General features: G+C 46.0%; 6 protein-coding genes. All 6 read right to left on the bottom strand.

Annotated features, from left to right (window positions below):
• Nucleotides 1-224: 224 nt before the first annotated feature.
• Complete coding sequence (locus GC096_RS15630) at nt 225-3,443, bottom strand: discoidin domain-containing protein (RefSeq protein WP_171631470.1); 3,219 nt, start codon at nt 3,441-3,443, stop codon at nt 225-227.
• Nucleotides 3,444-3,530: 87 nt separating this feature from the next.
• On the bottom strand, nt 3,531-6,638 hold the full coding sequence (locus tag GC096_RS15625) for a glycosyl hydrolase family 95 catalytic domain-containing protein (protein WP_171631469.1): 3,108 nt from the start codon (nt 6,636-6,638) through the stop codon (nt 3,531-3,533).
• Between the two features lie 46 nt (nt 6,639-6,684).
• The gene (locus GC096_RS15620) at nt 6,685-7,557 is read right to left on the bottom strand and encodes a carbohydrate ABC transporter permease (RefSeq protein ID WP_171631468.1); all 873 of its coding nucleotides are present in this window, start codon (nt 7,555-7,557) and stop codon (nt 6,685-6,687) included.
• A gap of 12 nt (nt 7,558-7,569) precedes the next feature.
• Entirely contained in the window at nt 7,570-8,424 is an 855-nt protein-coding gene (locus GC096_RS15615; protein WP_246302770.1) for an ABC transporter permease, read from the bottom strand.
• A 208-nt stretch (nt 8,425-8,632) separates the two neighbouring features.
• Nucleotides 8,633-10,273: a type 2 periplasmic-binding domain-containing protein gene (locus GC096_RS15610; protein WP_171631466.1), complete on the bottom strand. Its 1,641-nt coding sequence runs from the start codon at nt 10,271-10,273 to the stop codon at nt 8,633-8,635.
• Nucleotides 10,274-10,510: 237 nt separating this feature from the next.
• On the bottom strand, nt 10,511-12,865 hold the full coding sequence (locus tag GC096_RS15605) for an AraC family transcriptional regulator (RefSeq protein WP_171631516.1): 2,355 nt from the start codon (nt 12,863-12,865) through the stop codon (nt 10,511-10,513).
• Nucleotides 12,866-13,040: the final 175 nt, after the last annotated feature.

Genomic DNA, 13,040 nt, shown 5'->3' with positions numbered 1-13,040 from the left:
TCAAGAATTGAATAAATCGAAGGAATTTAGCTACAGGAAATACAGTTAATCCTTCAAATTCGAGAATTTCATCTCAAATAGATGGAGAAAATTCAGTTAGATGCGGGAAGCAGGTTTATTATTGATCGGTCATTAACGAAAATAGAGGCTATTTCAAAAAGTCAAACTCGACTTTTGAGACAGCCTCTTCTTTTCATTTCGTTCGCGTCGGAAACGCTGTTGTATTAATTAAATACCTTAAACTCATAGGCCGAAGCACTTCCGCCACTGTAACTAGAACCCGTTACGGTAACTTTGACATACCTGTAAGTGGCATTAAAGGTATCTGTGGTTACTCCTTGCGTTGTATTACCAGTTCGATCAACAATGGTCGTATAGGTCACATCGTCATTGCTGCCTTCAATTTTGTACCCGTACGACCTTGGATAAGTTGTGCTGTTGTACCAATAACTTTCTAGCTTGGTAAGTGCCATGCTGCTGCCAAGATCGACTTTCCACCACTGCGGATACGTGTTGGTGACGGCTGCCCACCGGGTAGCTGTCGTATTCCCGTCATTCGCATTACTTGCGTCATTGCCAGTTTGGACAGAGCTAGTTGTCGTTGTCTTGCTTTGTGAAACAACTTGCCCTGTTGGGTTGCTACCTTCAAATACTCTGAATTCATAGGCCGAAGCACTTCCACCACTGTAACTGGAGCCTGTTATGGTGACCCTGACATACCTGTAAGTGGCATTGAATGTATCTGTCGTTAAGCCTTGTGTCGTATTACTCGTCCGGTCAAGGATGGTTGTATACGTCACATCATCATGACTGCCTTCTATTTTATACTGGTAGGATCTAGGATAGGACGAGCTGTTGTACCAGTAACTTTCGAGCTTGGAAATCGGCATAGAGCTGCCTAGATCAACCTTCCACCATTGCGGATTCGTATTCGTAACGGCTGCCCATCGGGTAGATGTCGTGTTCCCGTCATTGGCATTGCTTACTTCATTGCCAGTTTGGAAGGAGCTTGCCGTCGTGGTTTTGCCTTGTGAGACAATACCTGTACCTGTAGTCGTGCTGACAGATGAACTCCACATACTTGAACCTTGGCTATTCTTCGCTCTTACCGTGTACGTGTGTGTGGTACCAGCCGAAAGTCCTGTATGTGTATAGGGGCTGCTTACGTTACTTACCAAAGCGCCATCAACGATCAGGTCATACCCGGTAGCTCCTGTGACATTATTCCAGCTGACGTTAATCTGAGACATCGAGGCCGAGGTCGCAAGTAAACCCGTTGGCATCGCTGGCAAATTTGGATTTGATGCAACCGGTGTAATGCTCATTGCTTGCGGGTTACTCTGGCCAAACTTGATACTCTTGATGCTTGCTTGACCTGAGGTAAACTCGACACCAAGCGCACTTGCTCGGTTAACTAGTCGATAGGATGTAATACCATTTACACTTGTATTCGTTGCCGCTGTGATCGTGGAGGCAGAGGAAGATGGCGTGAGATAGGCTGGATTTGCGTTTCCGATAGGCAAAAGATACCACTGATCACTGCCGCTTGCAGCGCCATTGCCGCCATTTCCGCTCGGATTGGCATTGGCATCGGCTGCACCAGTCATCACCGCCGCACCTATCGCCCGCGTTGCTGGCGCCATCGAACCGGCTACCTTCAAATACTTACCGGTGGAGATGTTCTGTAAGCGATAGAACCCGCTGTTCTTGGAAGCATCAAATTCATCTGGAACAGGAATGAATTGCCACTGCCCAGCCGTCCCATCCTGGAGGGTATTTCCGCCAATGGCGATGGTGTAAGCTGCAGACGTCGAAATCGCCGTGCCATTTTGATCTTTTGGTGGATTATATCCTGAATAGTACGTCTGGCCAGCGGTAGGTACCGCTATGGAATAATTTTTCTGAGAACCCGATAAATCGGAAATCGTTCGGAAGGAGTACCCACTCACTTGTTGATTTGTTAGGCTTCCTGTATCCAGTTGTGACAAATAACTGCCTACCGTAGAAGGAAGTTTCCCTACTACTTTAAACGTGTCCGGAGCGCCTAAATTATCCGTCTCGTAAACGTACCCGTCATACCCGACAGAGCGGTATTTGCCACTATAGGCATTGTAGGAAAAGGCATTTTGGTACTGTGTATTGACGGGGAGGAATAAACGTTGTGTCGCTGTATTTTTAAATACGGCGTTGCCGCTTGACCCCGCTTGAATGGAAGTCAGGTAGCCCGTCGAGTTGTTTTCCTGGTCAATCCAAACTTGGCTGTTTTTAATGTAAATCGTCATTGTAGCATCCAGTGCCGGATCCGAGTAGGAAACAGAGGGAATGCTGGTTCCGCTTGCGTTTTTAATCGTGCCATTGGTTTTATTGGCTGTGTAGGTGTTGCCTGCGAGATCTTGGAAAGTAAAATCCCCACTGCTTGTTAGCTTCGTATAGGTTATGTTCAAGGCGGAACCGTCCATGCCCGTACCGGTTAAAGTTAGACTGTCCGTAGCAGGTGTATAGTTGACGGTCAGATTATGATCACTGCCAGCACCCATTGGACTTCCAATCCAGCCTGCATAACCTTTCAGTGCGGAACGAGTCCATGTCCCGTTGTACCAAACATCCCAAGAACCTTCAGCCATTTTGGCACTAATTGGCGAACGAGCAAGACTAAAGTAGGTGAGGATGTTGCTATATCCTGGTTTCCAATTAATGTGATTGTTGTAGAGTGCATAGAAGTACCCGTTTACATTATCAACAAAAAAGCGTGTACCCGCTACGCCATACGACCAAGTAGAGCCCGGAAAGTTTGTGTTGGTTGCAGCTTCATTGGTATCGTTCCATGGTGAAGTGGCAACCTGCCCAATTAACTGCCAGGTAGCTCCTTTATCTGTCGAGTAGGTGGACAGAACCCGATTGTTATGGACACCAGTGGCAATCCGCTCATTGTTCGTCGGGTTATTCGTCGCAAATGGCGAGAATTGATACTCATCATTAATCAGTGCATACCAGTATCCTGTATCTGGATCTATCCAGACGCCGATGCCATCATTATGGTCATCCTGATAAGGCGTTGGAATGCCATAGGTTTCATCTATCTTATAATTGAAGGTTCCCGGTCGATTCCAATACGAATTATAAATCGTTGTCGTGCCCCAATTCGTGTTTAAGGCTCCCATGTCCGTATTCGTATTGTATTTAATCCATGACCCTCCGCTGTCCGATGCGGAGTAGTCGGCTAGTGAATACATCCAATGAAACTCCCCGTCCTTGTCGACGAACGCAGAGCCAGCAATATCAGCTCTACCCGACGTGAGATTTGGAACGGCTGTATTCTGTACATACGTTGGGAATTTCTCTGTCGCAGCAGACGCTGACTGTAATCCCCCAAATACTTGAACCGTTAGGAATGTCAGAATAGCAAGTGATCTGGTTAATGTCACTTTCTTATAAACACGCATACCGTAACCTCCATTTTAGTCCTATTTGTCCTGCAACAATCACTTGACCTACATCAGAAATAACTCACCCCCTCTCAGAAATCCCTTCTATAAATACGTGTAATTTTTATTGATAATCAACACGTTTACTCGCCACGCCATCCCGTTGCAGCTGTTGAATTTGATTCTCGCATACCCGTCCTTTCTCTGTGTGATGGGCAGTATCTCCGTGGCAAATTCGCCAGCTTTCAGCGCCAATTCAGGCTTCCACGTAATTTGCCCTACGACTTCAACCTCCGTATAGGACGGTGCATCATTGTCGCCAGTTACGAATAACAAATCATAACGTCCCTTCGGAAGCTCCACGATAAACGTTGCTTCACTCATACCGCCCATGAAGTCCCTGCGCAGTTCGTCAGGCTCTCCACGATCCATCGCTTCAAGATCACAGCTTTCCCATCCGATCCCGGTAAAAGATTGGAACACGGTTTCTGGCGTTATTTTACGAAACGTTTGACCGAGAACGCCTTCCACATGGACCTGTCTTGGCAGCACATTCGTGTAAACTTTCTCCAATACATGTGTCGCTACACCAAAATCAAGCCGATAGGCAGCTAGTCTGGATTCTCGATGATTACCTGAATAATAATCGAACGTAAAATGGTCAAGCATTCGGTAGTGCTGTGTGTCTCGGTTTTTGCCGAGGAAAACTCGCCGGTGGGTATCAGCTACATGAACCAAAGGATCGTTCCTCTTGACCGTTAAACTAGTGGACTCCGCTGGATACAGCTCAGGCTGGAAAGATGCCATCAGCGGATATATGGCGTACTCCCCTCCCTGCTCGGTCTCAAATGAAATGCGCTCTCTATCCTGCACGACATCGATGGTACGCCACGTTGAACCGACTTTACATGAAACTACGAAGTGTTTATCCGTATCAAATGGGTTACGTAGAACAACCTTGTTCCCTGCCTTACTTCGGATCATAACCCAAGTCGTGCGACCGTCTTTCATCTCGGCACTCACTTCAAATGCGCCTACGGCCAGCAATCTCTGAAAGGAACAATCGCGCCATTTCTCATATTGTTTGACCTTCGTCTCGACCGCATGGTCATACAAACCAATCGACCGATCTGGTTCAGGTTCGCCTGAAGGCAGTGCAGGGAACACCTCTATCACACCTTGATAGCTTTGCAGCAACATTTCGTTCACCGCAGCTACCATTTCTCCCGATGCCTCCATCATGTGTGGATGGTACAAAGGTTCGTTCGTGATGTTGCAGTAGTTCATCCAACGTTCGGTTTCTTCTGCAAACAGACCGTTGCACCTGAGGGACAAGTCGATGCCTTGCTCATACAGTAGTCTTAGCGCCGTATTGCCCTTACCCAATCTTGAGGCCGCACAGGAAAGCCATCCGAACTGAAACATGCCATATTCCGTCTGATGTTCGGCATAGCGAAGCGTATTCTCTGCTCTTTTCCTCAACGAAATCTCACTAACTTTGTTGATTTCTCCAATCGGATAAATCGGCATAAGCAGCGAAGGGTGCCGCAAATGCAAATCAATAGGTGCCCATTCGGAATCCCGCAGGACATCCCCATAGCGCTTGGAATCAGCTGTTGGATATGGCGCCAAATTGGCTATCAATTGTTTCCACTTCAGCTGATCTTCCTCATCTTCACCTAGCAACGCATTCGCTTCAACAGCTATTTTCAACACATACTTGACCGCAGACAGACTACAGGTTGAGTTTCGAGTCAAAGGCCCCTGTTCCGGTGAAATATCCGGGAAGATCTCATAAAGTCCTGACCTCGGATTCACCTGCAAGTAGTCTTCGAAAAAACGTGCAATCAGCTTAAACAGCGGGTACGCTTTAACTTTAAGGAACTCATGGTCCATACTGTATCGATAGTAGTCCCACAGGAATTGCGCACACCAAGGCCAAATACTGACATACAACGCATGCGGGTAATCTCCGGCAATGCCTTCCTGACCATGAAACTGCTTCGACATCTGTGTCGCTAGATCAACATAGGATAGCAGCCCTTCATTGAAAGCTTCCGCAACTTCGAGGTGATTAGCCGTATAAAGCGGCCAGAACGCCGCTTGAATATTCACATCCCAATACCACATGCTACCCCACTTGGTCGGCTGTTTAATATCCCATAGCCCGTTCAAGCCGCATGCTTGCTCGCGCATTCTGCCGCCTTTTCCGCTGCAGCAAGCAATCGCATATACATTGATATACCAGAGTTCTTCCACCATTTTATCCGGCAAAAGGATAGAGGAACGCGACCAGAAGCTGCGCCAATGTTCTTCATGATAGGCTATCCGCTCCTGAACTTGGGATGATGCCTCATCCAGTCTCCTTTGAGCAGTAGGAAGCAGTTCCTTCGTTTCCCCCTCCGTCACCACAGTTGCCAGCAACGTTATGTTTTCCTCTGCATCCTCAAGTACAATTCGGAGAGAACCGGCGGAACGATCGACACGTCCCTTCGCCCCAATGATCTTCATCATCACGATGAACGTAAAAGGTTCATATTGCTCCTTGTCCTCACCATCGGGATAAAAGCTGCCTTCGTAGTAGAAGGTCGTATCATCCAGCCCATGATAGGTCACCTTCATATCGACATATCGCCCTTGGGGAACTGCCATGGCAACCGATTGTAACAAAGATGAGGCTGATTGCTTAATCTCGGTAATGACCAAGTCGCCGTCCTGAGCGATTCTCGTCTTCACATCCAGCTGATCGAGTCCCTTCTTCACTCGCAAGTGAATAACAGCCTTTTCCACATCAAGCTCTAGGGAATAATGATCAGGTTCTGCCAGACGGTCAGAAGGAAAGAGCCCCATTTCACCCGTCGGATAATGCGATGTGCCACCAGAGGGTTTGCCATATTTTCTGTACATACTGTTGCCAGATAACGCATCACCATAAAGATAGACGGGGTCCTGCTCAGGATCGCGATACCTTTCGGCAGCCAGCGTGCTCAGCTCGTCAAATGTCCGTCCATATTGCAGCGTGAAATCAGGCCCTTCCCCATTGCGGTACTTCTGACTGTAACGATGGAGCTTCTGATAATAAACTTCATAATGATTCAGCGCTAGCGTCAGCTTGTTATCCTCGAAATACGCCATGCCGCCAAAATGTCCGTTGCCGATCGGTAATGCCTCGTTCCAACTGCTCGGAGCATTCTCGAATGTAACGCCTCTCACACCTATCTCTCCTTCAGTCTATCTGTTGTGGTGATACTAAGCGTATCTACTCCTTAATGGCTCCAATCATCACGCCTTGAACAAAATACTTCTGAAGAAACGGATACAAACAGATGATTGGCAGTGTCGAGACCATGATCGCAGCATACTTAATGGTTTCTCCGATGGCATATTTATCGTCTCCTCCACCTGACATCATCGAATCCGTATTGTTGGAGATCAGAATTTCACGGAGCACTAACTGGAGGGGATAGGCTTCCCTATTCCGCAGATAGACCAGCGCGTTAAAGTAGGAATTCCAATGCCCTACCGCATACCACAAAATCATGACGGCAATGACGGGCATCGAAAGCGGAATGACAATTCGGAACAGAATCTTCCAATCTCCTGCGCCATCCATTCTAGCGGACTCCTCCAAACTGATTGGGATGCCCTGGAACGAAGTACGCATAATAATCATATTGAACGTGTTAATCGCACCTGGGATGAGAATGGCCCACATGGTATTCATCATGCCGAGATCGTTCACGAGCAGGTAACTAGGAATAAGTCCCCCATGGAACACCATGGTCACGACAATAAAGAACATGATGATATTTTTAAAATAGAGATTCGGTCTGGACAATACGTAAGCGCCGATTGCCGTCATCAGTAGGTTTATCGCCGTACCGAGAATCACATAGATGAGTGTATTCTGATACCCTTTCACGATCATCGGGTTCTGGAAAACAGCTTTGTACGCGCCCAGATCAAAGCCTGCCGGTTTGAGCATAATACCGCGTTGCTGCAACAGGGATGTCGCATCACTCAGCGAGGCAAGTGCCACGTACAAGAAGGGATATAAGGTGACCGCGCAAAGTACGAGCATGAATAACATATTGATGTAGCCAAATGTGCGCTCTCCACGGGTTAGTTTCATATGCAAATCTCCTTACCACAGTTTGTTCTCACTAATCCGCTTAACAAAGCTATTGGCCGCTACAATCAGAACAAAGCTGATTACCGAGTTGAATAGACCCACAGCTGCTGTAAAGCTATAACTTGCTTCAAGTACCCCTTTGCGATACACATAGGTCGAGATCACGTCTGCTGTTCCGTAGGTCAGTGGATTGTAAAGCAGAAGCACCTTTTCACTGCCAACCGTCAGCATATTTCCCATTTGCAAAATAAATAAGATAACGATTGTCGGCATGATGCCTGGAATCGTAATATGCAGCGTCTGCTTCCAGCGGTTTGCGCCATCCATCCTAGCCGCTTCATACAGCGTTGGATCGATGGTAGACATCGCCGCCAAATAAACGATGGAGCCCCAGCCAATTCCTTGCCAGATGCCAGAGGAAACGAACAGAAAACGGAACCAGCCTTCTTTTTGCAAGAAGTCAATCGGTTCAATGCCAAAGCTGCCTATGATTTGATTGATAAGTCCATTGCGGCTTAGAAAGTCAATCATCATCCCCGCCACGACAACAATCGAAATGAAGTGCGGCAAATAGGAGATCGACTGCACGACTCTTTTAAACACGCTTTGGCGGATTTCGTTAAGCAATAGTGCTAGAATAATCGCTGCAGGGAAGCCGAACAGCAAATCGTAAAGGTTAATTAAGATCGTATTTTTGATTAATCGCCAGAAGTAAATCCCGTTAAAAAAGCTTTCAAAGTGTTTAAAGCCCACCCATGGACTACCCAAAATCCCTTTCGCTGGGGAGAAGTCTTTAAACGCAATTTGCAATCCGTACATCGGTCCATAATGAAAAATCAAATAATACGCAATAACGGGAATGGCCATCACATAAATGGACCAATGCCGTTTCAAATCCCCACGTATGGTTGCCAGAACAGTCGGATTGCGATAGGTTTTCGTTGTATTTACGGCCTGTGCGGCCTCAATAGGTGCATGGCTTTGCCTCATCGTTTCCCCTACCCTTTCAGTCAATGTCTCTATTTAGAAAAAGGAGATAAACTAAACTTTCGTTCACCCCCAGTTCAACCGTGCCTTAGCGTTTATTGAAACGCTCCAAAGCTCCTTGCTGGATTTTGATGGCATCATCAATACCCATACTCTTAATCTTTTTCACATATTGATCAAAGTTATCAATCGGTTCAACGCCCATGATGAATTTCAACAGCATTTCGTCTTGATATGTCTGAATGTCTGTCACAATCGATGCGAATTTGCTACTTTCATCCTGTGTCGGAGAAACGAGCGGGATCTTACGCTCAGCTGTTGGTTTCGACCAGATTTCCAAGGCTTTCTTCTGCTGTGGCAACGCGAGATATTGCATTTGGAAATTATCGCTAAGGACAAATGGAGCACTCCACGTTGCACGGTTATATTTGGCAATGGATTGCTGTATGCTGGTACCTGCTGGCGGATTCAAAATTTCAGGAAGGAACGTCGCTTTACCGTTTTCCATCTTGTAGCTTGTGCCTTCTACACCGTAGTTAAACAACAAATCGCCTTTCTCGCTGTAAGCGTAATCAAGCCATTTAACGGTTTCGATTGGATTCTTGTTAACGGCCGAAATGGCTGCGCCTACGCCGTTATAAGCAAAATCCTTTTGTCCCCAAATCGCTTTATCGCCTGCTTTCAATACGGGATAAGGAGCCGCTTCCAAATCGAATTTGGGGTCTTTATCCTTCATGAGTCCTGCGAATTTACCGATGCCTCCCCCATTGAAAGATGCGGTTGCACCCAAAAGGTTCGTCGTCATTTTGTTATCGAATAATTTATCGTTAGGTGCTGCAAAATCCTTATCAAGTAGGCCTTCTTTGTACCATTTGTTCATCGTAGCTAGGAAGTCCTTATATTCAGGCTGAATCGGACCGTATTTCACTGTGCCGCTGTCTTGATAGAAGCTGTAATTGATCCCCCATGCTCCGAGGAATGGTGCATCTGTCGAGAAGAGATTTTTATCCAGATAGATTGGAATCTCATCCGCTTTTCCGTTGCCATTCGGATCTTTTTCTTTAAATGCTTTCAATACGGTGTACCATTCGTCAATGGTCGTCGGCATTTTGAGCCCCAATTTATCCAACCAATCCTGGCGAATCGATGGACCGAAGAACACTCTGACCTTGTCATCACCACGTAAGAATGGGAATGCGTAGATGCTTCCTTCGTCCGTTGAAATTTGCTTTTTCCAGTCGGGATGATCAGCAAGCAGTTTTTTCAGGTTCGGCGCGTACTTATCGATGAGATCATTAAGCTTAATGATTTTCTTATCTAAAATTGCTTTTTCTGGTCCGCCAGGGTATCGAATGACCGCACCACTTGTCGCTCCCCAGCTTGCCTCAATCACATCTGGAAGTTCGTTTGTCGCGATCATTAAGTTGAATTGCTCTTGGGCTTGTGGAACCTCGAGCGGAGGATGCTGAAACTCAACTTTTACGCCAGTAGCTTTTTCAAGTTCCTTATACATCCCCATTTCCGCATAGGTTTTCATCTGTCCGGAGGCTGCAGCATGATTCGATACCCAATACGATAACTTCGTCAATTTGGGTGGCTGGGCATTCGCACTTGATTGCGGCGTTGAAGATGAGTTCGTGCTGCCCGTATCATCGCCGCATGCGGTTACTGAAATAACTAGGGCAGAAAGCAATACAATAGATCCGACTTGTTTGAAACTTTTCTTCATTTTTCTAGCCTCCCTTTAATATGCGTTACGCTTCGCTTGATGGGTACCGATGATCTCGTCATCGTCATCAGTACCTGTTCCCAAGTATGCTTCTCCCGTCCGAATATGAATACCGCCTAGTTGTCATTTCCATTGTATTTTCCTAAGAAATACGGATGTTCTGAGAAATCATCAGCCCGTATTAGAAATCGGCAGTAGCTATTTTTATAAAAATAAGCAGCCCCATAAGGCTGCTCTTTATGTGTCTGAGCCGGTATTCTCCGTTAAGCTCGTTTCACGATATTTTCCTGGCGTTACGCCCTCAAGCTTCTTGAAAGCTCGGATGAAGACGACATCATTGTTGTATCCAACCTTCTGTGCGATCTGGACAATCGTCAGTTCTTTGTTCTGCATGAGCTGCTTCGCTTGAAGAATCCGTTTCGTCGTGATGTAATCCAGCAGATTCTGCCCTTGATGTTTTTTGAAAAAAGTGGACAAATACTGCGGTGTCATCTGGATACGTTCCGCAATCTGTGCAACCCCTAGGTTGGAGTCACCTAGATGATCGTGCACGATACCGACAATTTCCTGAAGTCTACTCGAGCTGTGATCCGAACGATCAAGATTAAACGAACGGGTAAGCGTCTCGTACAGCTCCTTCGTTTTCGTATACATGCCCTGTGCCGTTGGATAGCTGAATACCTCTCTGATCGGATCAAAGTCTGCACCAAGCACTTCTTCTTGATTCGTATTCGTCGAGTTCATAATTTTCAACAGTGTACTCGTCACATTGAAAAACAAGGCTTTACCTAGCTCTGGTGTGACCTGATTGGCATCGAAATTCATCGCATACATTTTATCGAGCAATTTCCCTACATTGTCGGCATCGCCGCTGCGCACAAAATTAATTAACTGAATTTCGATTTCCAACGGATAATAATAGTGCTGCTTCCCATCAACAATTTCCTCGAAATAAATAATGGCATGTTTCCCCTGGATAAGTCGATATTCAAGCGCCGCCAGTGCTTCTGGATATGAATCGCGAATGGCTTTGGGTCCTTCATGAATGCCACCAATAGCAATGGTGATACCGATTTGGAAGCGTTGAGATGTGATCGTGAAGAGCGAATGAGCAATTTCCCGAATATCCGCTTCAGCGAATTTCTCCCGATTTGCCGATAGATTCATGAGGAGTGCAATCCGATCACGGTCGAGTTCAAGGGAGAATCCGCGATGATGAGCCGCGATGAGATCCCCACCAATATTCGAGGCAATAAATCTGGCATGGGCCCATTGCTGCTCATCTTCACCTAGTAAATGAATATCCTCGATTTTCACGATAAGAACTGCAAAACGGTCACTAATAAATTTGAGATCCATAAACTGCAGCGACTCTCCATTTGCAGCGGAGATATCCACATCCATGTGACCATTCAGAAGCCGGGACAAGTAATTGGCTCGAATGAAAGGTGCTTGCTGTGCCAAGGTACTTCGCAGATGTTTCTCTTCATGGATAGAGCCTTCAACGGTTAGCCTGATAAACTCATATTCATTCGAGAGAGGACGCTTGATCAATTCTTTTCCAGACATAATCGCATTCACGGTTTTTTGCAGCGGTTTATACGTACGATAGACCCCGACGCTGACGGCAATGAGTCCGGCAAACAAACAGATTATGAATAGACCGACTGACCAACTCTTGATTTGATTCACCTGCTGCATGAAAACATCGTTTGGCATAATGGATACGTATTTCCATCCTGCTTTCTGCGAAGAGGTAACGGATACCACTTGATCTACACTTGCGAGTCGGTAATCAAATGGTTCTGTACCGCCATGTATACGAGCTAGTAAATCAGACGGAAACGGGGTCTCACTGTTGCTCATAATCGTTTTTCCTGCATCATCAATAATGTAGACTAAACTATGGCTTGCCGATTCCATCTGTGCAAACAATTGCTTCACCTGATCGACGTCGATCAAAACGATAAAGCTTCCCAGATTTTGAGATTGCGAATGAACCGGGAGTGACTGTATATAGGTAATTACATCCTTCGGTGTTTGATCGGATCCATTGGATACCGAACTGAGCGGCAAGTACGACATACGATGTTCCTGATCCAACAGCTGAAGCCAGCCATCGTACGACATGTTCTTGTAGGAGTAGTAGAGTGAATAAAAGATACGCGAATTCGTCACCAAATCCGATTTGACAATCGAATCACTGCTTGCGAAGTACACATAGTAATCTAAAATGAAGCTGCTAGTCATACTGTGATACTTGCTCATCTTGTCCCGCATGAATTGGATAAACTCGTACTTATCCGTATCTGTCGAGTTTGCGGGAATTCTAAGCATATAATCCAGCTTCGGATCAAACACGACTTGGCGCATTAACGTATCCACTTCCGATAATTTGTTATCGAGTGACAGTTTCAGCTGCTCCAGCATGGCGACATTGGATCTTGTCGAGCTCTTCTCTAGGCTTTGTTCTACCTTCGCGTACAGAAAAAGCCCCATTGCAAGCGGTATCAATAAGATAAATAAATTGGAGGCGATAATCGTTGAAAGTGCACTTTTGCGACTATTGAAAAGACGTATAAGGAAAGGCATTTTCAAACCAAGTTCACCATCCAGTCCGAGAACGAATTTACTAAAAATTGTAGCCTCTCTTCATCAAAGTTGCAATATCACATTTTACGTGCTAGCGAGTGACGGGCTCCTAATAACGGACATTAGGACATAAACAACATCCTTGTGAACATTGTCTTATGAATCAATTATCTCT

Source organism: Paenibacillus plantarum (assembly GCF_013141695.1).
Classification (GTDB): Bacteria; Bacillota; Bacilli; order Paenibacillales; family NBRC-103111; genus Paenibacillus_E; species Paenibacillus_E plantarum.
This window is presented reverse-complemented; position numbering and strand designations above follow the sequence as displayed.

Excerpts from the sequence above, each read along its gene's own strand:
- GC096_RS15630 (WP_171631470.1), bottom strand. The coding sequence starts at position 3,443 with ATGCGTGTTTATAAGAAAGTGACATTAACCAGATCACTTGCTATTCTG.
- GC096_RS15620 (WP_171631468.1), bottom strand. The coding sequence starts at position 7,557 with ATGAAACTAACCCGTGGAGAGCGCACATTTGGCTACATCAATATGTTA.
- GC096_RS15615 (WP_246302770.1), bottom strand. The coding sequence starts at position 8,424 with ATGGCCATTCCCGTTATTGCGTATTATTTGATTTTTCATTATGGACCG.
- GC096_RS15610 (WP_171631466.1), bottom strand. The coding sequence starts at position 10,273 with ATGAAGAAAAGTTTCAAACAAGTCGGATCTATTGTATTGCTTTCTGCC.
- GC096_RS15605 (WP_171631516.1), bottom strand. The coding sequence starts at position 12,865 with ATGCCTTTCCTTATACGTCTTTTCAATAGTCGCAAAAGTGCACTTTCA.